Annotated in this window: 18 protein-coding genes; 12 read left to right on the top strand and 6 right to left on the bottom strand. The window is 71.9% G+C overall.

Features of this window, described 5'->3' with window-relative positions; genetic code table 11:
- Positions 1-4: 4 nt before the first annotated feature.
- The 4 genes from ACWGR4_RS26960 to ACWGR4_RS26945 all read right to left on the bottom strand — a co-directional run bounded on the left by ACWGR4_RS26960 (position 5) and on the right by ACWGR4_RS26945 (position 7,023).
- Entirely contained in the window at positions 5-2,266 is a 2,262-nt protein-coding gene (locus tag ACWGR4_RS26960; protein WP_452132085.1) for an NHLP family bacteriocin export ABC transporter peptidase/permease/ATPase subunit, read from the bottom strand.
- Entirely contained in the window at positions 2,263-3,078 is an 816-nt protein-coding gene (locus ACWGR4_RS26955) for an HlyD family efflux transporter periplasmic adaptor subunit (protein WP_078978916.1), read from the bottom strand. Before ACWGR4_RS26955 ends, ACWGR4_RS26960 begins: the two co-directional genes overlap by 4 nt.
- The gene (locus tag ACWGR4_RS26950) at positions 3,075-4,541 is read right to left on the bottom strand and encodes a SagB family peptide dehydrogenase (protein ID WP_452132084.1); all 1,467 of its coding nucleotides are present in this window, start codon (positions 4,539-4,541) and stop codon (positions 3,075-3,077) included. The genes ACWGR4_RS26955 and ACWGR4_RS26950 overlap by 4 nt, the downstream gene beginning before the upstream one ends.
- Before the next feature lie 181 nt (positions 4,542-4,722).
- Positions 4,723-7,023, bottom strand: a complete 2,301-nt coding sequence (locus ACWGR4_RS26945; RefSeq protein WP_452132083.1) for a TOMM precursor leader peptide-binding protein — start codon at positions 7,021-7,023, stop codon at positions 4,723-4,725.
- 469 nt (positions 7,024-7,492) lie between these two features.
- Here ACWGR4_RS26945 and ACWGR4_RS26940 point away from each other — a divergent pair, with 469 nt between their 5' ends.
- The 10 genes from ACWGR4_RS26940 to ACWGR4_RS26895 all read left to right on the top strand — a co-directional run bounded on the left by ACWGR4_RS26940 (position 7,493) and on the right by ACWGR4_RS26895 (position 16,124).
- The gene (locus ACWGR4_RS26940; RefSeq protein WP_380000406.1) at positions 7,493-7,873 is read left to right on the top strand and encodes a hypothetical protein; all 381 of its coding nucleotides are present in this window, start codon (positions 7,493-7,495) and stop codon (positions 7,871-7,873) included.
- A 224-nt stretch (positions 7,874-8,097) separates the two neighbouring features.
- On the top strand, positions 8,098-8,457 hold the full coding sequence (locus ACWGR4_RS26935) for a hypothetical protein (protein ID WP_380000404.1): 360 nt from the start codon (positions 8,098-8,100) through the stop codon (positions 8,455-8,457).
- 67 nt (positions 8,458-8,524) lie between these two features.
- Complete coding sequence (locus ACWGR4_RS26930) at positions 8,525-9,640, top strand: hypothetical protein (protein WP_452130289.1); 1,116 nt, start codon at positions 8,525-8,527, stop codon at positions 9,638-9,640.
- A gap of 78 nt (positions 9,641-9,718) precedes the next feature.
- Positions 9,719-11,788 (top strand): radical SAM protein, encoded by a 2,070-nt coding sequence (locus tag ACWGR4_RS26925; RefSeq protein WP_452130288.1) that lies wholly within the window; start codon positions 9,719-9,721, stop codon positions 11,786-11,788.
- A 9-nt stretch (positions 11,789-11,797) separates the two neighbouring features.
- Complete coding sequence (locus tag ACWGR4_RS26920) at positions 11,798-11,947, top strand: hypothetical protein (protein WP_380000398.1); 150 nt, start codon at positions 11,798-11,800, stop codon at positions 11,945-11,947.
- 105 nt (positions 11,948-12,052) lie between these two features.
- Complete coding sequence (locus tag ACWGR4_RS26915; RefSeq protein WP_380000396.1) at positions 12,053-12,784, top strand: response regulator transcription factor; 732 nt, start codon at positions 12,053-12,055, stop codon at positions 12,782-12,784.
- A complete protein-coding gene (locus tag ACWGR4_RS26910; protein ID WP_380000394.1) occupies positions 12,781-13,677 on the top strand; it encodes a sensor histidine kinase in 897 nt (298 codons plus the stop codon). Before ACWGR4_RS26915 ends, ACWGR4_RS26910 begins: the two co-directional genes overlap by 4 nt.
- A 141-nt stretch (positions 13,678-13,818) precedes the next feature.
- Complete coding sequence (locus ACWGR4_RS26905; RefSeq protein WP_452130287.1) at positions 13,819-14,352, top strand: DUF3060 domain-containing protein; 534 nt, start codon at positions 13,819-13,821, stop codon at positions 14,350-14,352.
- An 82-nt stretch (positions 14,353-14,434) separates the two neighbouring features.
- Positions 14,435-14,944 (top strand): GNAT family N-acetyltransferase, encoded by a 510-nt coding sequence (locus ACWGR4_RS26900; protein ID WP_452130286.1) that lies wholly within the window; start codon positions 14,435-14,437, stop codon positions 14,942-14,944.
- Positions 14,945-15,395: 451 nt separating this feature from the next.
- Positions 15,396-16,124 (top strand): polysaccharide deacetylase family protein, encoded by a 729-nt coding sequence (locus ACWGR4_RS26895; RefSeq protein ID WP_452130285.1) that lies wholly within the window; start codon positions 15,396-15,398, stop codon positions 16,122-16,124.
- 87 nt (positions 16,125-16,211) lie between these two features.
- Here the strand turns inward: ACWGR4_RS26895 and ACWGR4_RS26890 are convergent, their stop codons facing one another.
- On the bottom strand, positions 16,212-17,777 hold the full coding sequence (locus tag ACWGR4_RS26890) for an MFS transporter (RefSeq protein ID WP_452130284.1): 1,566 nt from the start codon (positions 17,775-17,777) through the stop codon (positions 16,212-16,214).
- Between the two features lie 53 nt (positions 17,778-17,830).
- On the opposite strand from ACWGR4_RS26890, the gene ACWGR4_RS26885 reads away from it, so the two are divergent.
- Entirely contained in the window at positions 17,831-18,472 is a 642-nt protein-coding gene (locus ACWGR4_RS26885; protein WP_380000382.1) for a TetR/AcrR family transcriptional regulator, read from the top strand.
- A gap of 60 nt (positions 18,473-18,532) precedes the next feature.
- Here the strand turns inward: ACWGR4_RS26885 and clpX are convergent, their stop codons facing one another.
- Positions 18,533-19,804, bottom strand: a complete 1,272-nt coding sequence (gene clpX / locus ACWGR4_RS26880) for an ATP-dependent Clp protease ATP-binding subunit ClpX (protein ID WP_452130283.1) — start codon at positions 19,802-19,804, stop codon at positions 18,533-18,535.
- Positions 19,805-19,979: 175 nt separating this feature from the next.
- On the opposite strand from clpX, the gene ACWGR4_RS26875 reads away from it, so the two are divergent.
- Positions 19,980-21,086, top strand: a complete 1,107-nt coding sequence (locus tag ACWGR4_RS26875; protein ID WP_452130282.1) for a TetR/AcrR family transcriptional regulator — start codon at positions 19,980-19,982, stop codon at positions 21,084-21,086.
- Positions 21,087-21,098 lie beyond the last annotated feature (12 nt).

The following is a 21,098-nucleotide window of genomic DNA, read 5'->3' as shown; positions in this document are numbered from 1 at the left end:
CGGGCTACAGGTCGCGGATCAGTTCGGCGTACGGGCCGGGGATGCCCGCCAGCGTGTGGTGGTCGCCGCGCTGGGCGACCCGGCCCTGTTCGAGCACCACGATCTCGTCGCTGTCGCGCACCGTGGACAGCCGATGCGCGATGATCACGCACGCGCAGCCGCGTCGGCGCAGGTTGTCGTCGATGGTCGCCTCGGTCTGCGCGTCGAGTGCGCTGGTGGCTTCGTCCAGGACCAGCACGCTGGGGTTGCGGACCAGGGCGCGGGCGATCTCCAGGCGCTGGCGCTGGCCGCCGGAGAAGTTCTTGCCGCTCTCCGCGACCGCGCTGTGGATGGTGCCGGGCCGGGCCGCGACCACGTCGTACACGGCCGCGTCGCGCAGCGCCGCGACCACCGTCTCGTCCGGGATCGAGTCGTCCCACAGCGTGACGTTGTCCCGCACGGTGCCCTCGAACAGGAAGATGTCCTGGTCCACGAATGCCACCGCGGTGCCCATCACGTCGCGCGGATAGTCCCGGCGCGGCCGGCCGTCGAACAACAGCTCGCCGCTCCACGGTTCGTACAGCCCGGCGATCAACCGGCTCACCGTCGACTTGCCGCTGCCCGAGCCGCCGACCAGGGCGACCCGCCGCCCGGGGCCCACCCGCAGCGAGAAGTCGTCGAGGAGCGGTTTGCCCAACGGGCTGTAGCCGAAGGTGACATGGGACAACTCGACCCGGCCGGCGAGCACCGTGGCCGGCTCCTCGGCGCCGGAGCCGGCCCGACGGTCGCGCTCGTCGTCGAGGAACTCGGGCGCGGGCGGGAACTTCTCGATGTCCTTGAGCCGATTGAGGTCGGCGGTCACGTCCTGCAACCTCGGCCCCAGGTTCGTCAGTTGGGCCACGGGCCGGCTGAACGAGTTGACCAGGGTCTGGAAGGCGACCAGCAGGCCGATCGACATGTGCCCGTCGATCGCCCGCAGGCCCCCGATCCACAACAGCAGACCGCTGTCCACGGCGGCGAGCAGCGGCGGTACCACGGCCAGGATCGAGGTGGGCGCGCCCAGTGCCTGCTGTCCGGAGACCACCCGCGCCTGGAATCCGGCCCAGCGCTTGAAGTAGTCGCCCTCGGCGCCGGAAGCCTTCAGCGTCTCGATCAATTGCAGGCCGTTGAACGACGCCGACACCAGGCCCGAGCGGTCCGCGCGCAGCCGGGCCACGGTGTCGGTGCGCATCCGCGAGACCAGTTTGAGCACCACGATGTTGAGCATCGCCACGCCGACCCCGACCAGGGTCAACTGCGCGTCGTACGTCCACAGCAGGCCCGCGTAGACCACCACCAGCAGCATGCTGACCACCGTGGTGGCCACGTCGCGGGACAGGATCTGCGCGATGGTGTTGTTGGCGGAGACCCGCTTGCTGATCTCGGCCGGGTTGCGCTGGGTGAAGAACACCACGGGCAGCCGCAGCAGATGGCGCACCACGCGGACCGAACTGCGGATCGAGGAGGCGGATTCGACCCGCAGCAGATGGGTCTGTTGCAGCATGGTCAGCGCGATGGTCACCGCCGCCGCCAACCCCATGGAGGCGAGCAGCGCGGGCAGGAAGGAGTGGTCCGCGCCGGTGAGCACCCGGTCGATGAACACCCGGGTGAACGCGGGCGCGGCCAGGCCGGGCAGGATCAGCAACAGGCTGGCCAGGAGCGCGAGCAGCAGCGCGCCGCCGCTGCTGCGATAGCGCGCGCGCAGATCGGCGAGCAGCCGGGGCGGGTGCCCGCCGCGCCGGAACTCCGGGCCCGGCTCGAAGGTGAGCACGATGCCGGTGAACGCGACGTCGAACTCCTCGGTGGTGATCGACCGGCGGCCCTGCGCGGGGTCGTTGAGCCGCACCATCGGCCGCCCGAGCCGGCGCGTCATGCCCTCGTAGACGACGAAGTGATTGAACTTCCAGAACAGGATGGCCGGCGGCCGGTTCCGGGCCAGTGCCGCGGTCTCCATCTGCATGCCGCGCGCGATCAGTCCGTACGAGCGCGCCGCGCGCAGCAGGTTCGCCGCCTTGGCGCCGTCCCGGGAGACCCCGCACGCGTGTCGCAACTCCTCCAGCGGGACGAAGCGGCCGTGGTGGGCGAGCACCATGGCCAGCGCGGCGGCGCCGCACTCGACGCCCTCCAGCTGGATGACCGTGGGCGTGCGTACCGACATCCGGCGCTCGGCGGACTCGCGGCGGCGGCGACCGCGCTCGGGCGGGGCGGGCGGCGCGCCGGCGGGCGGTGGCGAACTGGTGGTGGTCATCCAGGAAGCAGCCAATCGAGCGGGCGCTCGCCGGGCAGGCGGGCGAAGCCGGTGATGGGGGTCTGCGAGTCGATCCGGAACGGCGGGCCCGACTTGTTGGTCCAGCGGTAGCCGCTGAGCGTGCGCGGGTCGGTCTCCAGGTCGACGGTGACCCGGACCGCGCCGCCGGCGGACAGCAGCCGGCCCGCGGCCTGTTGGTCGCCGCCGAGGAAGTCGGCCACCTGCTGGGCGGTGTACGGGAACTGGTCGATTGCGGTGATCCGGCCGCGCAGCAGCCCGAACGCCTGGGAGGGCGCGGACTGTACGGACACGTCCACCTGGGTGCCCGGGCGCAACATGCCCGCGCTGCGCGGGGATACGAACAGCGTGGCCAGGAGCCGGTCGTCGTTGGCGTCGGTGCGCTCGACGGTCATGAACGTGGTGCCGACGGAGATGTATTGGCCGCTGGAGACGAGCAGGCCGATCACCCGGCCGGCAAACGGCGCCCGGACGATCTGCGTGGCGCCCTGCGCGTCGACCACGGACAGCACCGGGGTGCCCTTGGGCACGAGCGTGGCCGAGTCGACGAACAGGTTGGACACCAGGCCGGTTTGCGGGCTCTGCACACGGGAGACGCCGAGCGGATGGGTGAGGATGCCGGGCACCTCGACCTTGCGTGGCAGGGTGCCGCCCGCCGACCAGGCTGCGGTGGCGCCGAGGAGCAGGGCCAGGGCGAGCAGCAGCGCCCAGGCACGGGTGCGGACCAGGCGGATGGGCGCGTCGAGTTCCTCGGGGGCCTTCAGCCCCTCCAGGGCCTCGCGACGGAAGTTCATGGCCGTCCCCCTCCGGGCCCGCCCGGCACGGCGGTGTTCGGCTCCGGGCCGATCGTGCCGAGCAGGAACTCGCCGACGGTGCCCTCGCGTTCCCATCGGTTCCCGGTGGCGAGGGCGAACAGGTCGGAGTCGCCGCCGCCGAGCCCGCACCCGCCCAGGCCCATCGCGGTCGCGACCAGGTACATCGTCTGGTAGAGCACCCCGACGTGTTTGAGCACGAGCGCGTAGCCCATCGTCTGGTACTTCCACATCACCCGCCCGAACCGCGCGCTCACCAGCAGCACGACCTGCGGCGGTGTGCTCATCAGCGCGGTGGCCCGGGCGATCTCGGACAAGCGGCCGACCGCCGGGCCGGGGTCGGCGACGTGTTCGAGGCGATGATCGCGAGGGTCGTAGTGGTACAGGCCCGGGGGCACCCCGACCACGTTGTTCACCAGCGGATACAGCTCCAGTTCGTGACAGCGCCCGCCCGACGGGTAGGGCCGGTCGCCGACCTCCTGGCGGTCCTCGTGCAGCACGGCGCGATTGCGTGCCGTGCGGTACAGGAACTCACCCAGCTGCGCGAGGGTCAGCGGCTTCGTGTCGTCGTGCGCGCGCACCGAACGGCGGCCCTCCAGCACCTCGGTCAGCGGCGGGTCGGCCCGGCGGACCGCGTCCGGGTCGGGGCGGGGCAGGTCGACGGTCGGTCCGTCGAACGCCGGGCGGACTACCGGCAGGGGCGGCTCGGCGGCGGCCCGCCAGTAGGTGCCGCCGTAGGGCAGGTCGTGCCGGCCGGCCCGGGTGCGCCCGTGGAACCACAACTCGTGCGGCGACCACCGGGCCCGGTCCGGATCGGCGTCCTCCTGCTCCGGATCGACCAACAGGCCGTGCCGGGCCAGCAGTTCGAGGGCGCGCGCAGCGCCGGGCGGCAGTGCGCCGGCATCGTGGTGCGGCAGCGCGGCCACCAGCCCGGCCAACGCCGGGTCGAGCAGGTCGGCGGCGACCGGGGCCAACGGCGACTCCAGGACGGTGTGTTCGCCCTCGCGGCGGAGCACCGCGAAGCGGGACAACCGCCGGGTCGCCGGATCGGGGGCGCTCGCGCCGCGGGCGAGCGGGGCCGGTGGGGCGAGCGGACGCAGCGCGAGGACGGGTCGGCCGGCCACCTCCAGGGTGGTGCTCAGCCACCCGCCGGCGCGCAACCGCTGGAGCAGCGCGGGCAGTTTCAGCAGGGCGCCCTCGCCGTCGCGGTCGAGCACGGCCCGGTGCAGGTCGTCCTCGCTGCTCGGGCGGTCGGCGAGCAGCGCGACGGCCGCGGCGACCCCCGGGGTCAACACGCCCAGGGACAGTCCGCGCGGCCCGAGGAAGAGCAGGGTGGCGCCGGCGTCGTTGGTGCTCGCCCGCGCGTTCGGATGCAGGGCGATGCGTTCCACCGGCACCGTCGTCGCGGCGCCGGCCGCGTTCGGCGGGATACCGAGGCTGGTCATGGAACCTCCGGGGCAGGTCGGGCCGGGCCGGATCGGTTACGCGGCGGGAGCGGCCCGGACGGAGCGGGCGGAGCAGGCGGTGCGGGCGGAGCGGTGCGGGGCCGGCCCGGCCCGGCCGGGCCGACCGGGCGCGAGCGCGCCGACGGTCGGCCCGGACCCGGGCCATGGGCACGGGAGGTGCTCAGAAGAAGACGCTGTACGGGTTGAGGTCGGCCTCGGGCACCGGCGCGGCCAGCCAGCCCAGCCGCACGGGCGTGTCGTACATCCGTCCCGGACCCAACCGGCGCCAGAAGTGCCGCAGCCCGGGGACCATCACCTTGGCCACGTTCAACTCCAGGTCGGGCAGGGTCTGGTCGAGCACGATCACCTCCAGGTCGACCGCGCGCAACCGCTCCACCGTGCCGCGGATGTCGCGCGCGATGTCGCCGCTGTGCAGGATGCCGTAGCCCTCCAGCGTGGTCTGCGGCAGATGCCGCGCGGGCAGCGCCCACGGCTCCGCCTCGGCGGTGGCGGTGTGCAGCCAGGCCAGGGTGTGCGGGTCGTCCTCCCAGTAGGCGGTGCTGCCGTCCGGATTGCGGTTGATCACCGCGGGCAGGAACTGGTTCACCTCGGTGAGCGCGCGCAACACCGCGATCCGCACGTCCAGGTGGGCGCCGAAGCCGAGGAGGATGTCCTCCACCGGGTGGTCGGTGCGCCGGGAGACCGCGGCGAACGTGGGCACGCCCAGGTCGGTGGTGATGTCGACGACCTCCAGGGTGCGCTGCATCCCGGCGTAGAAGTCGCGCAGGCTGTCCACGTACGGCTCGTGCAGCGAGTCCAGGTCGAAGCCCGGGCGCAGCGCCCGGTTGTACCACCACAGGCCGACCGCGTCCCGCTCGCAACTCTCGAACAGGCCCTGCATGATCGCCTCTTCGAGGGTGTTCCCCGAGGCGTTGCCGTTGCCGTCGCTGAAGCAGTAGAAGTGCTCGTTCAGGTCGGGGTGGCCGAACCAGGAGTAGCCGGCCGGCACCAGGCGGGGCCGGTCCTCGGTCAGCGACCAGGCCCGGGTCCAGTTCAGCCGGCGCTTCTCGTCGAATCGTTCCGGCACGATGTGCAGGCGCCCGGCCGACTCGCGGTTCCACTCCTCGCGCGTCTCGTACTGGGTGTCGGAGTAGAGCAGCAGGTCGTACGGGTGCACGGCCAGGTCGGCGCCCAACTCCTCGAACGAACCCGGCTCGGTCCGGCGGTCGCCGCGCCACACCCCCGAGTAGCGCTCGATCGCCTCACACACCCCGCTGACCCGGGCCTGGACGTCGCTGCGGCCCTTGCCGCCGCTCTGGCCGCGCAGGTTGCGGCGCAACATGCCGATGTTGGGTCCGGGTACGGCGAAGTTGTGGCTGGCCGAGTAGCTGAAGGTGACGCCGTTGTCCACGTCGTTGAGCAGGCGCAGCGCGCTGACCGCGCCGAGCAGTCGGCTGATGTGCTTCTCCAGCCGCTTGAACGTGTCGTCGGGGCGCATCGTACGATGCCCGCCCTCGTCGTCGAACCGCACCGCCTGGTCCACGAGTTCGACCCGCGGGTCGCGGTCCAGGAGCAGCGTGGGATCGCCGCACGCGGGGCACTGCGGCTGCCGGATCAACCGGTGTTGCTCCAGCCGCCGGCTGGGTACGTGCAGCGACACCAGCACACCCTCGTAGCCGGAACGCCCCTCCGCCGCCAGGAGTTCGGCCGCGGCGGCGGCGACCAGGTGCGCGGACAGGCCCACCGACCAGGCGGTGGCGGCCACGGAGGTGCGGATCGGCTCGTCGTCGACGGTGCCGTCGGGGCGCCGCCGCAGGAAGGTCTCCACCTGCTGGTTGCCCGCCAGACGGTGGGCCAGACAGTGCCAACAACCGGTGCGCCCGGGGACCAGGTAGGGGCCGGTCCACACATCCGCCCCGGTCGGCTTCGCCGGCAGCCAGGGCAGCCCGGCGGCCCGCAACCGGGCGTCCATCGCGGCCAGTCGCGGATCGAGGTAGTCGTCGGTGAGCACCACCGTCAGGTCCGGCCCGCCCTCGGCGGGCGCCGCGCCGGTCTCCGCCGCGGTCACCGGGGTCACCGCCGCGCCGATCTCGCGCAGCGCCGCCACCACGGCGGCGGCGTCCACCGCGCCGAGCGCGGCCACCTCGATCCGCGCCCCCCGCAGCCGATGGGCCGCCTCGACCGCGTCCAGGCCCAGGCTCTCCCAGGCCGCGGCCCCGGCCCGGTCGTCGCTCGCCGCGCCGTCCACGAGGTGGCCGAAGCGCTGGAACTTCGAGATCGCGAACACCACTTCGCCCATCGTGAAGCGCTCGGCGAGCTTCTCGGTGATCTCGGCGATGGTGTGCGTGCCGTCGAGATACGGCAACACGGCCGCGACCGCCTTGCCCTGGACGAGGTAGTGGCCCTCCTCGCACAGGAGGAAGACCCGATCCGTACCGAAGGGGCGAGGGACGAGATGTGCCTTGAGTCGAGGCAGGTCCACGAATTCTCTCCCGGCGTAGTCGAATTTCCGGCAGCTTTTCCGGCAGCGGTGCCCTGCGGCCGTCGCCCGGTAATTGTTAGCGGCGTCCCGGGCGCCTGGACAAGGTCGTTCCGGCGAAATTCCGCTGTTTCTCCGGTGTGTTCGTATTGGGCCAGGGGGGTGCCCGGGTGAGCTCTATCGGAGGTGCCCGCCTAACGTTGGGGGGTACCCCGTTTGTCCTGCCGGTAGGCGGTGTTGGGCTACGGGAGGCGGGACGCAGTGCTTGGGGCAGGGGTGCCGAAATCCTGGGATCCGGCAATTAGGAGTTCGGGCATTGACGGTTCCTCGGCGCGCTCCGCATGCTTCCGGTATTGCAGCCGAACCGATCCGGACCCGATCCGAACGTGCCTCGAATCCATTGTGAATCCGAAGGCCGAGCGGGCGGAATTCGCTGCAGATCCCGAAGTCGGACCCAACGAGGGAGACTCAGATGGAGCCCAGGGACAGGGCCGCGTTCGTCAGGTCCTACACGAAGGTGCTCACCGCCGCGTGGTCGGACGACGAGTACGCGAGCCGGCTGGAGAACGACCCGCGCGCCGCGCTCGCCGAACACGGCCTCGAACTGCCCGCCGGCGCCTCGGTGCGCATCATCCGCAACGTCGAGGGTGAGCCCGACCTCGACGGCCAGGTCACCCTGTGGGAGGCCGGCACCGTCTCCGGCACGTACGAGCTGCGCGTGCCCAACTCGCCGCAGATCGAACTGCGCGAACTGTCCGAGGCCGACCTCGAATCGGTCGCCGGCGGCACCATCGAAACGCGCGACGACACCACGTACTGCTGCTGCTGTTCCCCGTGCTGCTGCTGCACCTGACGGCGCGCCGCGGCACGGCTCAGGGCGTGTCTTCACACCCCCGTCGGGCTCCGCGACGCCCGGCACCGCACCTCGCCGCCCCGGAGAAACAGGCGAATGGAACCACTGTGCACCTGCTTCTCCGGCACGCCGATGCACGGCATCCGCCCTTCGGGCTCCTCGCCGCGCTCACGCCGCGGAGCCCGACGGGGGTCTGAAGACACGCCCTAGCGAGAGGACGGCTCATGGAGCCCAGGGAAAGGGCCGCGTTCGTCAGTTTCTACGCCAAGGTGTTGACCGCGGCGTGGTCGGACGACGAGTACGCGGCCCGGTTGGAATCGGACCCGCGAGCCGCCCTCGCGGAGATGGGCTTCGAACTGCCCGCAGGCGCCACGGTGCGCATCACGCGTGAGGCCGGAGGAGAACCCGACCTCGAGGCGCAGGTGCACGCGTGGGCCGAGGGCACGAAGACCGGTCGGTACGAACTGTGGGTCCTGGACTCGCCGTTGCTGGAGACGCGCGAGCTGTCCGAAGCCGATCTCGACTCGGTGGCGGGCGGCGACGCGTACAGCTGCTCCTGCTCACCGTGCTGCACCAGCACCTGATCGACCCGGCCCGGGGACGTCCCGCCACCCCGGAACTCGACCGGCCACTGACCCGAGGTGGAGACCCATGCCCGGACCGACCGCGCCGGACGCGCGCGCACCGCACCCCTTCGGGGCACGCGTGACCCACCCGCCCGTCGGCCCCCGCCGCCGGGCGACTTCGGCCGTTCGCCGCCGGGCGGCCACGCTCGCCTGTGCCCTGCTCGTGGCCGGCGCCGCACTGGCCGGATGCGGGGACGGCACCGCCGACCCCAAACCCGCGGCGCCCCAGGCCGACGCGCCCCCCGTGGGCGTGGAACAGGCCACTCGCCTGCTCCAGGAGTACTCCGCGGCCAACACGCGGATCAACACCGCCCTGGACCCCGCCGGGGTCGACGCGATCGAGATGCCGCCCGCCTCCACCGGCAGCAAGGCGGGCCTGCAGGTGGCCAAGACCCAGGCGGTCGCGGTGCCGACGACGGGATACGTGCATCCGCGCTTCGTCTTCCCGCGCCAGAGCGGATACCCGAAGTTCTTCGTGGCGATCACCCAACTGCTGCAATCCGACACGGTCTCCCCGTCACCCAAATACCTGCTGTTCGTCCAGGAGCGCGACGGCGCGCCGTGGAAGGTCGCCTACTACCCGTTCGTCACCGACCGTTCGGAGATCCCGGACCTGGACCAGGACGCCGCCGGCGGCGCCCCCGCCGTCACCGACGGCGCCGGACTGCTCGCCGACCCCGCGGCCCTCGGCCGCGCCTACCAGGACTACGCCCAGGGCAAACGCGACCCCAAGGTGCCGCTGTCGCCCACCAAGACGCTCACCGGACAACTCACCGGCGGATGGACCGCCGGCGTCCAGGCGCTGCGCGCCAAGGGCGGCATCCTGGAGCGCGCCATTGCGCCCGACGCACCCCAATACCCGACGTATCTGCTGCGCACCCGCGACGGCGGCGTGCTGGCCTTCACCGCCGTCCAGGTCCGGGACACGATGACCTCCTCGGGCGGCAAGGACGGTGTGCCGCTGGACGCGGGCAGCCGGGAGGCGGCGCTGGCCGGCAGCCCCGAAGGAGCCCGGGCGGCGCAGTACGTGATCACCCGCCTGATTGTTTCGCTCAGCCACATCCCACCCGCCTCGGCGCCGGGCACCGGCGTGCAGCTGATCGCCTACGGCGACTACGCCCTGTCGGTCGCGGCCGGCTGAGCCCCGACACGGATCCCGAGCCCCCGTCCCGCACGCCGCAGCGCGCCCCCTTCCACCACGCCGCAGAGAGGACCCCGGATGTCGTCGCCCGCCGCACCGGCCCGCCGCCGTGAGGTCCACCTGGTCGAGCTGACCGTGATGCCGGGCGTGCGCTACAGCGCCGTGCTCGGCCAACTGCACGCGGCGGCCCGGGCGGACCCGGAACTGGCCGCCGCGGTGACCTTCCACAAGCACGTACACCTCCAGCGCGGCGCCGACGATCGGGACCGCGTCGCGCACGCGGTCCTGGACCGGCTCGACGACCCGCTCGTGATCGCCTTCACCGTCTACTTCTGGAACCGGGCGCGCACCCTGGAACTGGCCCACCGGGTCAAGCAACGCTGGCCGCGCTGCCGGGTCGTGGTCGGCGGCAACGACGTCACCCACCAGCAGCGCGCGCTGTTCGCCGAGGCGCCGTGGGTGGACGTACTGGTGCACGGGGAGGGCGAGTTGCGCTTCCGGGACCTGCTTCGGCACTTCGTCGCACACCCCGACGCCCCACTCACCGACCCCGCCCTGCGGGCCGCGCTCGGCGAGGTGCCCGGGATCAGCCTGCGCGGCCCCGACGGCGCGCCGATCGACACCGCCGACGCGCCGCGCGTGAGCGACCTGGACGCGCTGCCGTCGCCGCTGCTCGACCCCGAGGTGTGGTCGGACCGGGATTTGGCCGCCTCGCGGATGATCGTCTACGAGACCAACCGCGGCTGCCCGTACTCCTGCGCGTTCTGCTACTGGGGCGGCGCGACCAACTCCAAGGTGCGCCAATACTCCCTGGACCGCATCCGGGCCGAACTGGAACGGATCGTCACCCACGCCGGCAACGGCACCCAACTGTTCATCGCCGACGCCAACTTCGGCATCCTGCCGCGCGACACCGAAATCGCCCGGCTCCTGGTCGAGTTGTGCGCGAGCCGGCGCAAACGCCTGCTCGTGATGACCAACTGGGCCAAGAACACCAACGGCCGCGTGGTCGAGATCGCCACGATCCTGCACCGCGCCGGCCTGACCGGCGCCATCACGCTGTCGGCGCAGTCCTTCGACGCCGAGGTGCTGCAACTCGCCAACCGGACCAACATCCGGGTGGACAACTACCGGCGCATGCAACGGCAGTTCCGCGATCGCGGGATCCCCACCTACACCGATCTGATCTGGGGCATGCCGGGCGAATCGTTGGCCACTCACCTGGACGGTGTCGAGGAGGCGGTCGCCTCCGGCGGGTCCCCGGTGGTGTATCCGCTCCTGCTGCTGAACAACACCGACTACACCCACGCCCGCTTCCGCGACGAGCATGCGCTGACCACCCGCCGCATGCCGTGCGATCCCGGCAATACCGACCTGATCGCCGACGTCGTCACCGGACACTCCCGGATGGACTTCGCCGACTGGCTGCGCGGCATGGAACTGCGCATCCCGCTCACGCTGTTCCACAAGTGCCTGCTCCGCTGCACGCTGCGGGTGCTGGCCCAAGCCGCCGGCGCCCGCACCGTCGACCTGGTCGCCACGCTCGGCGAACACCTGCGCGCCGGTGGCCCGGACCCGATCGCCGCCTTCTGGTACGCCGACTACACCCGCTCGTGGCGCGAGCCGGACCGCTTCCCGCGCGAGGCGCTGTACGCCGAACTGGGCACCGAGCCGATCCACGAGGAGGTGCACTATCAGGTGATCCTGCACCGGATGGTGCGTACCCCCGAGCGCGCCCGCCGGCACGCGCACGCCGCCGTCGACGTGCTGTACGAACACCTGGGCGCCGCCGCGCTGCCCGACCGGGCCGACCTGGACGCGGTGATCGACCTCGACCTCGCCGCCGCCGCGGTCTTCCGGGCCGGCATCCACCAGGTGGCCGAGACCCACGAGTTCGCGGTGCCCGCCGCGCTGTGGGCGATCCTGCGCGAGTACGGTGACGTGCCCGAGGCGACCGGCGAGGAAGGCGCCGGCGACTTCGGCGCGGCCGTGGTCCGCGGCACCGTCACCGTCCCGGCGTTTCGCACCCACTATCCGTTCAGCCCCTACGCTCTGTCGGTCTGGCACGGCAGCGGACGCCCGATCCACGACTGCACGACCACCGCCGTCGCCACCCCCGCCGAGGCCGTCGAGCCCGCGCGCCACTGAGGGATCGCCATGACCCGCAACGTCCGTGCCGCCCTACCGATGATCTACGCCGTCGCCATCGTGGTCGGCTTCCTGATCGACACCCGGGTCGGGATCGCCGTCTGCATCGTCGGCGGCATGCTCGTCGGCCTCGCCTACACCATGCTGCGCCGCTCCTGAGCCCCTGCGGCCGTCGACCCGGAGTATGTGACCCACGACCGCCGGAATGCCGTCGCCCGCACCGCCGCGTCGCCTATCCTCGTCCCGGATACGGGGGTGGGCGCGGTGACAGTGGACGAGACGAAGCGGCCCGCGGTGCTGCTGGCCGACGACGATGTCGCCATCACCGCGCAACTGGGGCCGCTGTTGGAACGCTCCGGATTCGACGTCCGGATCGTGCACGACGGCGCGGCGGCGCTCACCGCCGCCGGCACCGCACCGGTCCCGGACGTGATCGTCCTGGACGTGCTGATGCCGCTCCTGGACGGGCGCGAGGTGCTGCGCCGCATTCGGCGCTCCGGCGCGTGGATCCCGGTCATCCTGCTGACCCAGGTCGGCGAGTCCACCGAGCGTGCCATGGCCCTGGAGGAAGGGGCCGACGACTACCTCAACAAACCGTTCGACCCGTACGAACTGGTGGCCCGCATGCGGGCGTTGTTGCGCCGCTCCGGACGCGGACTGCCACCCCTCGCCGGCGCGCGCACACTTAGGGCCGGCGCGTTGCGGGTGGACCGGACCGCCCGCCGGGCCTGGCTGGGCGAGCGGGAGCTGACGCTCACCCCCAAGGCCGGTGCGTTGCTGGACTACCTGGTCACCCACCCCGACGAACTGCTCTCCCGCGAACGGCTGATGGAGGTGCTGTGGGGCTGGGAATCGGCCAGCACGACGCGGGCGGTGGACAACCGGGTGGCGGAACTGCGGCGGGTGCTCGGCGACGACACCGCGGCGCCGCGCTGGATCGAGACGGTCACCGGCGAGGGATACCGCTTCGTCGCGCGCGTCGAGGCGGCCGGGTGAGCCGCCGCCGACGGATCGTCCTGCTCGGCGCGGCGGCGGCGGCCTACCTGGCCGCCGTGACGGCCGCCGCCGTCTTCGCCGGTGACCTGCGCGTCTACGTACGCTTCGCCCCCGTCCTGGGCGTGGCCGTGCTCGGTCTGCTCGCCGCCGGCGCCGGCGTGCTGGTGATCGGGGCCCGCCGGCGGGTCGCCGAGGCCGCGGAGCGCGCCCGCGCCGCCGCGGCGGCCGAACACCACCGCTTCCTGCGCCGGTTGGACCACGAACTGAAGAATCCGCTCACCGCGATGCGCCTGGGCCTGGCGAATCTCGCCGCCGACAAGGACACCGGCCCCGACGGTCCGCTCGCCGGCGTGGGGGAGCAGGTCGCCCGGCTCGCCCGGATCACCGGCGACCTGCGCAAGCTCGCCGACATCGAATCCCGCCCACTGGAGCGGGTGGCGGTGGACGTGGCCGTACTCCTCGACGCCGCCGGCGAGACCGGCCGCGACCTGCCCGGCGGCGCCGACCGGCGGATCACCGTCTCGGTACCGCGCGTGCCGTGGCCGCTGCCCACCCTGGCCGGCGACCCCGACCTGCTCGAACTGGCGTTGGAGAACCTGGTCGGCAACGCGGTCAAGTACAGCGACCCGGGCTGCGCGATCGAACTGCGCGCGTTCGAGGAGGACGGCTACGTGGTGGTCGAGGTCGCGGACACCGGACGCGGCATCCGCGCCGACGAACTCCCCAACGTATGGGAGGAGTTGGTCCGAGGCAGCGACGCGCGCGGCACCCCGGGCAGTGGCCTGGGGCTGGCCCTTGTGCAGGCCGTCGTGCTGCGCCACGGTGGTCGTACCGAACTTCGCAGCCTGCCCGAGTCGGGCACCGTGGTGCGCCTTCGGCTGCCCACGTCGTGAGGGTGTATCGGAACCGGGTACCCGTGTCGCAGATCCGGTAGACGGTTGCCACACCGCTGCGACGGACGGTCTCTACCGTAGTGAGCACAGGCCGAACCGGCCCTTCGGAACCGGCCTTTCCACATGGGGGAGAGAACCGAGATGCGTATTCGTACCGTGCTGCCCGCGATCGTGCTGACCGCCGGCGTCGTCGTCGGCGCCATCGCCTGCGAGGCGGGTGTGGAGAAGAAGGACAAGGCCGCGCCGGCCACCACCGCGCAGGGCACCGGGTCGCCGGCGCCGACCTCGGCGAGCGAGCGGCCGAGCACCTCGTCCACGTCGAGCACGCCGGTCGCGCCGCAGACCGGTAGGACCGCCCCCTCGACGCCGGCGGCGCCGGTCACGCCGAAGGGGAACGACACGATCGTGTTCACCGGCAGCGGCGAGAAGCCGACCACCGACTGCACCGGTCGTGACGTGCGGATCGAGGGCTCCACGATCGCGCTCACGCTCACCGGCTTCTGCAAGAGCCTGACGGTCACCGGCGGCGACGGCGACAGCATCGAGGTGGCCTGGTTCGACAAGATCACCGTCTCCGGCACGAACCACCTGGTGATGTACGGCACGAAGCCGGACGGCAGCGTGCCGCAGATCAACGACAACGGGTTGAGCAACCGGATCACCAGCAGGGGATGAGACGACGGGCGGCCGCGACGGTGGGGGACGGCCGCCCGTCCCGGAAGGGGTTCGGCTCGGCGCGTGTGATTCGCTGTTCGTCATGAGCATCACCTGGATCACGCGCGTCGAGACCGACGCCGACATCGCCGCCGTCCGAGCCATCGTGCGGGCCGCGTTCGGGTCACCCGCCGAAGCCGATCTGGTCGATGCGCTGCGAAGCGATCCGGCCTGGATCCCGGGCCTGTCGGTGGTCGCCGTCGACGGCGACAACCGGCCGGTGGCGCATGCGCTGCTCACCCGCTGCCACATCGACGACCGGCCGGCGCTGTGCCTGGCGCCGGTGGCGGTGTCGCCCGAATACCAGAAGTCCGGCGCCGGCTCGGCGGTCGTGCGCGCGGCGCTCGCGGCGGCGAAGGAGCTGGGCGAGCGGCACGTGGTCGTACTGGGGCACCCGGAGTACTACTCGAGGTTCGGGTTCACTCGGGCATCGGAGCACGGCATCGGTCTGACCATCGAGGTCCCGGACGATGCCCTGATGGCGCTGACGTTGGACGCCGACGACCCGCTGCCCGGCGGGACCGTCCACTACGCGGGGCCGTTCGGGATCTGATCGGTCTTCGATCGGTCTTCGATCGGTCTTCGCCGTATTCGGCGCCCTCTCTTCGGAGGGGGCGCCGTTTCGTCTTTTCGGGGGTATTTCGCTTTTTGATTTCCTGGGGAAATGGTGAGGAAACGTTTCTCTTGATGATCGATACAGTCGATTGATGTTCGATCATGCACGATTATGAACGATGCATGATTGCCCGGTCAAGGCTGTGAGCAGGTGGAATACCACACAGTCAGAGATCGAACACATACAGCTACGCTGAATCCAGGCCGCCGGTGTCGGAACCGAAAGGCTCTGCCCTGTGTGTGTTCCGGATGGATTCCGTTCACGGGCGGTTCATTCCGTCGATTCCGCGCCCATGCGGTTCCGCTATTCCGCCGCGGCGATATCCCGGCCGGAAAAAACGTCACTGCTGCACGACGATCCACGCTCCATCGAAAGGAACGACCCCGCGATGCGTAGTCTTCACACCGGTCACCCCCGAGTACGCCGTCGTCGCCTGGCGACCCTCACCGCGTTACTCGTGTGCGTGGCCACCGCCTGGATCGGTTCCCCGGCCGCCACGGCGGCCCCCGCTGCCGGGCCGGTGAGCCCGGCCCTGGTCACCACGACCGCCCACCCCGGCAACCAGGTGGCGCTCACCTTCGACGACGGGCCCAGCCCGCAGTACACCCCCCAACTGCTCCAGGTGCTGAGGAAGCACCAGGTCAAGGCGGTGTTCTGCCTGGTCGGCGAGCAGGTCGAGTGGCAGCAGGCGCAGGTGCGCGCGATCGTCGCCGACGGCCACACCCTGTGCAATCACACCTACCGCCACCGCGACCTCACCACGGTCTCCCCGGCCGAGATCGAGGCGGACATCAAGCAGACCGACGCGCAGATTCGCGCCGCCGTGCCCGGTGTGGAGATCCCGTACTTCCGGGCGCCGTACGGTAATTGGGGCCAGTCGCCGGCCGTCGCCGCGAACCTCGGCCTGCGTCCGCTGAGTTGGACCCTGATGCCCGGCGACTGGGAACTGCCCGGCACCGACGTGCTCCTTCAGCGACTGCGGGACGGCATCACCCCGACCGGGGTGGTCACCCTCCACGACGCGGGCGGCGACCGGCAGCAGACCGTCGACGCGGTGGACCGGCTGATCCCCGAATTCAAGGCCAAGGGCTGGAACTTCGACCTGCCGGCGCGCTGATCGCCACCCCTTCCAAGGCCCGGTCCGGCGTCGAGCGTGAGCGGGCACGCTCGGCGCCGAACCGCCGCCCGCCGCCGATCCGGGCGCTCAACCTGCGGCGCGGTCCGCCGTCGTCCGGATCCGCAGCGCCGTCGGGACGGCGATCAGCGCCAGCAGGGCGGTGAGGCCGAACGTGACGCCGAGGGCGGTACCCAGGCCCGCGCCGTGCGTGTGGGCGAGGGCGACCGCGCCGCCGCCGAGGCCGCTGAGCACGGCGACGGCGAAAGTCTGGGACAACTGCAACGCCGCGCCGGTGCGGCCCTGTTGGTCCGCCGGGGCCTGGGCGAGCACGGCGGCGGAAGACGCGTTGTACGCCACGCCCATGCCGAACCCGCCGATCGCCCAGCCCACTACGGCCACCAGCGGCGGGATCGTGTCCACCAGAACGGCGCACGCCAACAGCGCGATGCCCGCGCACAACACGATGCTGCCCAGCACGGCGTGAGTCGGGCGCAGTCGGGCACCGTGCCGGTCGTCCCAGCGGGCCTGGAGGGCCGATCCGGCGACCCAGGTCAGCGCCCCCGCCGACAGCCCCAGGCCCGCTTCGACGGTGCCAAGCCCGCGCAACTCGGTCAGCCCGAGCGGTAGGAAGGTGTCGGCGCCGAAGTAGGCCCCCGCCAGCAACCAGCGCATGGCGACGCCCGCCGGCAGCCCGCGCCCGGCACGAATGGTCCCCGGCGGGGTGAGGGCGCGATAGGCGAGCACGGCGACGACGGCGCCCAGTACCGCGAGCACGATCACCGGGACCAACGCCGCGAACTCGAACGCCGCGATCATGATCCCGGTCCCGGCCGCGAGCACCAGGCTCAGGGCGAGATCGGGCAGCCGTCGCAATCCGCGCCCCCGCGCCGCGCCGTCGGCCGCACCCGCGGTTTTCGCCGGTTCGTTCCCGGACCCGCCCAACCCGTGCAGCGCGGGCAGGGTGAGCAGCGCCGCGAGCACGACGGGGATCGGCAGCAGCAGGAACAGCGCCCGCCACGAGAGCCGATCGGCCAGCGCGCCGGCCACGACCGGGCCGACCAGCGCGGGCAGCGTCCAGGCGGAGGAGGTCAGGGCGACCATGCGGGCCTGCAGGTGGTCCTCGTAGGCCAGACCGATCACCAGGTACGCCAGACCCATCACGGCGCCGACGCCCAGGCCCTGGACGAATCGGCCGGCGACGAAGACCCACCAGGTGGGCGCGACCCCGGCCAGTACGCAGCCGGCGGCGAGGAGCGCGAGGGCCACCGCCAGGGGACGCCGGGGGCCGAGCCGGTCGCCCGCCCCGCCCGCGACGACCGCGCCCAGCACGCTGGCCAGCATCAATGCGGACAGGCCCCAGCCGTACGACTCCAAACCGTCGAGGCTGCGGGCGATGCGGGGCATGATCGCGACGACGCCCATCGCCTCGAAGGCGACCAGACCCACCGAGATCAGCAGGCCCAGGGACAACGGGCGATGCTCGCGGTCCCAGGCCCCGGCGCGCCCCGGGGGCTTCGGGGGCGGGGCGGCCTCCTCGGGAGGTTCGGGTGTGCGCGCCGCGGCGAGGTCCGCCGGGTGTGGGTCCGTGTGGGGCTGCGGTTCGAGTTCGCGTTGCCGTTCGGCTGCCAAGGTCGGCTCCCGGGTCGATTCCATTTATGTTCCGTTCCGGAACAGAACGATATTAGATCCGATCTATACTCGTGACCATGGCCACCTCCGATGTCCGACCGATCACGACCGGTCGCGGTCGCCCCCGCGACCACCGCATCGACGAGGCGGTCCTTGCGGCCACCATGCGATTGCTCGAAGAGGGCGGCTACGCCGACTTCACCCTCGAAGGCGTCGCCGTGATGGCCGGCACCACCAAGCCGGCGATCCGCCGCCGCTGGCCGTCCCGCCGGCACCTGGTGATCGACGCCTTGGTGACCGCGATGGGCGATGCCCCCACACCCGACACCGGATGCACACACTGCGATCTGATCGTCGGGATCGCCACCCTCACCACGGCCTTCGCCGGACCGGGCACCCGGCGGGTGTGGCCGGCCCTTGTCGCGGACCTGGCCGCCGATCCGGCGCTGGCCCAGACGTTCTTCGCCCGACTGTTCGATCCGCGCCGCGCCGCCACGGCGGCGGCGCTGCGGCGGGGGATCGCGCGCGGCGACATCCGGCCGGACACGGACCTGGACCTGCTCCTGGACCTGCTGGCCTCCACCACCTACTACCGGGCGTTGTTCGGCCACCTGCCGATCACGGACACACTGGCCGAGGACATCGTGATGATCGTGATGTCCGGCGTGGCCACGGACGCCTGGCGGGCGGAACACCGGCCTTCGCACACGCACGGCTGAACACCCGGGCGCGGCGGGCGGTACGGGTGCCGGGTATTCGTGATGGGCGACGAACCGCCGCTACGCGGACTTCTCGTGCGGGGGTTGCCGCAGGACCACGATCGGCTCGACGCCGTCGGTCACCGTGCGCTCGTTGATCACGACCTTGGCCACGTCCGTGCGACCGGGGATGTCGTACATGATCGGACGCAGGACGAGTTCCATGATCGCGCGCAGCCCCCGGGCGCCGGTGCCGCGCAGGAGGGTCCGATCGACGATGGCCTCCAACGCCGAGCGGCTGAACTCCAGTTCGACGTCGTCCATCAGGAACGACTTCCGATACTGCTTCACCAGCGCGTTGCTCGGCTCGGTGAGCGTGCGTAACAACGCGGTCCGGTCCAGGCCGGTCACCCGCGCGACGATCGGCAGTCGGCCGACGAATTCCGGGATGAGGCCGAACGCGATCAGGTCGGCCGGCATGACACCGGCGAACACGTCGCCTTCCGGGACGGCGGACCGGGTGGGTCCGGCGGGCGGTTCGGCGGTGAAGCCCATGCCGCGTTTGCCCACGCGCTCGTCGATGATGCGCTCCAGTCCGGCGAACGCGCCGGCCACGACGAACAGCACGTTCGTCGTGTCGATGTGGATGAACTCCTGGTTGGGGTGCTTGCGTCCGCCCTGGGGCGGCACCGCGGCGACGGTGCCCTCCAGGATCTTCAGCAGCGCCTGCTGCACACCCTCGCCGGAGACGTCGCGGGTGATCGAGGTGTTCTCGCCCTTGCGGGCGATCTTGTCGATCTCGTCGATGTAGACGATGCCGGTCTCGGCGCGCGGGACGTCGTAGTCGGCCGCGCGCAGCAGTTTGAGCAGGATGTTCTCGACATCCTCGCCGACGTAGCCGGCCTCGGTGAGGGTGGTCGCGTCGGCGATGGCGAACGGCACGTCCAGTAACTTCGCCAGGGTCTGGGCGAGGTAGGTCTTGCCGCAACCGGTGGGGCCGAGCAGGAGGACGTTGGACTTGGCCACCTCGACCGCGCCCGCCCGGTGGTCGCCGGCCCGGACCCGCTTGTAGTGGTTGTAGACGGCGACCGCCAATGTGCGCTTGGCGGCCTCCTGTCCGATCACGTAGCGGCCGAGGAAGTGGTGGATCTCGGCCGGGACCGGCAGGTCGCCGCTCCGGGGCGCGTCGTGGTCCGGGACCGGCTCCTCGTCGATCAACTCGTTGCACAGGCCGACACATTCGTCGCAGATGTACAGGCCGGCGGGTCCGGCGACGAGTTTTCGCACCTGCTTTCGGGTCTTCGTGCAGAAAGAGCACTTCATCAAGAATTCACCGTCGCCGATGCGTGCCATGACCTCGGACCCGTCCCCTCCGGCGCGCGGCCGAATGTGCTCCGTGCCGGCGTTCGGACCCGGCCGGCGCACGTCAAGTGGTCGCAACAGATGGTCTCACCATCCGGATAGTACGGTACTTTGACCGTCGGGGAACGGCGGTGCGCCTGGGCGGGGCGTCCGGACAGGGAGAGCGATGGCCCGGCTGAGCAGGGCGGAGACGCAACAGCGCACGCGGGGCCGGGTGTTGGCCGCCGCTCGCGCCGAATTTGCCGAATTCGGCTTCCGCGCCGCCCGGATCGATGCCATCGCCGAACGGGCCGCACTCACCCGAGGCGCCGTCTACTCCAACTTCCCCGGCAAACGTGCGCTCTACCTGGCGGTCCTTGCCGAACTTGCCCAATGTCACGGCGAGTTCGTTTCGGCGCCGCCGGGCACGACGATGCGCGAGGCGTTGGGCGCGCTCGCCCGGGCCTGGGTGGCGCGGCTGCCGCACGCCGACACCGATCCGCACGACCTGGCCCGGCTCGGGTCGGACCTGATCCCCGAGGTGTTGTCCGACGAGCGCATGCGCCTGCCGTATCACCAACTGATGAACCTGGACGCGCTGTTGGTGGCGCTCGCGCTGGAGCGCCTGGACCCGCCCGAGATGGTGCCCGGGGCGCCGCCGGTGCGGCGCGTGCGATTGGCGGAGACGGTGCTCACCGCGCTGCACGGGGCGAGTCAAATGGCCGCCGTGGCACCGGGGTTCGTGGAGCCATTCGACATCGTCACGGCCTGCGAGCGGTTGGCCGGCCTGCGGCTCGGCGACTGGTGGTCGCCGCCGGCCGTGGTCGCGCCCGCGCATCGGGTGGACGAACGTTGGGTGCCGCCACCGGCGTTCGACCTGGTTCGGGCCGAGCCCGCCGATCTGCTCGACGCCGGTCTGGTGGCGATCCTGGGCCTGCATCGACTCGCCGCGGCCGAGCAGGCGGTACGCTCCACGCCGCCCGGCGCGGCGGTGACCCTGGTCATGGTCACCGGGGATCCGCAGGAGTTGACCCCGCTGGCCCGGTTGATCCTCGCCGAGTTGTGCGACTGTCTGCGGCGGGCGTTCCCGCGCGCGGCCTGGCCGCGACTGCGAGTGGTGTGCGACGAATCGGGCGCGGTCGCGGCGGCGGCCGGGGTGTCCGCGGTCAGCGACGCGACCGAGACGGCGATCCGCATCGATGCCGGCCGGATCCTCACCCGAGCCGAGGGGGCCGGCGCCTGCCACGCGGCGGCATCGACCGTGCCCACACCGACACCGTCCGCCACCGGCTAGCGCGGGTCCGGC

The sequence above is a fragment of the Embleya sp. NPDC055664 genome (genome assembly GCF_053618075.1).
Note: the sequence above shows the minus strand (reverse complement) of the source record. Positions and strands in the feature narration are given on the sequence as shown.

Coding starts and splice junctions, on each gene's coding strand:
- clpX (WP_452130283.1), bottom strand. CDS start 19,804: ATGGCACGCATCGGCGACGGTGAATTCTTGATGAAGTGCTCTTTCTGC.
- ACWGR4_RS26935 (WP_380000404.1), top strand. CDS start 8,098: ATGGAGCCCAGGGAAAGGGCCGCGTTCGTCAGTTTCTACGCCAAGGTG.
- ACWGR4_RS26895 (WP_452130285.1), top strand. CDS start 15,396: ATGCGTAGTCTTCACACCGGTCACCCCCGAGTACGCCGTCGTCGCCTG.
- ACWGR4_RS26900 (WP_452130286.1), top strand. CDS start 14,435: ATGAGCATCACCTGGATCACGCGCGTCGAGACCGACGCCGACATCGCC.
- ACWGR4_RS26905 (WP_452130287.1), top strand. CDS start 13,819: ATGCGTATTCGTACCGTGCTGCCCGCGATCGTGCTGACCGCCGGCGTC.
- ACWGR4_RS26960 (WP_452132085.1), bottom strand. CDS start 2,266: ATGACCACCACCAGTTCGCCACCGCCCGCCGGCGCGCCGCCCGCCCCG.
- ACWGR4_RS26940 (WP_380000406.1), top strand. CDS start 7,493: ATGGAGCCCAGGGACAGGGCCGCGTTCGTCAGGTCCTACACGAAGGTG.
- ACWGR4_RS26875 (WP_452130282.1), top strand. CDS start 19,980: ATGGCCCGGCTGAGCAGGGCGGAGACGCAACAGCGCACGCGGGGCCGG.
- ACWGR4_RS26920 (WP_380000398.1), top strand. CDS start 11,798: ATGACCCGCAACGTCCGTGCCGCCCTACCGATGATCTACGCCGTCGCC.
- ACWGR4_RS26950 (WP_452132084.1), bottom strand. CDS start 4,541: ATGACCAGCCTCGGTATCCCGCCGAACGCGGCCGGCGCCGCGACGACG.
- ACWGR4_RS26925 (WP_452130288.1), top strand. CDS start 9,719: ATGTCGTCGCCCGCCGCACCGGCCCGCCGCCGTGAGGTCCACCTGGTC.
- ACWGR4_RS26890 (WP_452130284.1), bottom strand. CDS start 17,777: ATGGAATCGACCCGGGAGCCGACCTTGGCAGCCGAACGGCAACGCGAA.
- ACWGR4_RS26930 (WP_452130289.1), top strand. CDS start 8,525: ATGCCCGGACCGACCGCGCCGGACGCGCGCGCACCGCACCCCTTCGGG.
- ACWGR4_RS26955 (WP_078978916.1), bottom strand. CDS start 3,078: ATGAACTTCCGTCGCGAGGCCCTGGAGGGGCTGAAGGCCCCCGAGGAA.
- ACWGR4_RS26885 (WP_380000382.1), top strand. CDS start 17,831: ATGGCCACCTCCGATGTCCGACCGATCACGACCGGTCGCGGTCGCCCC.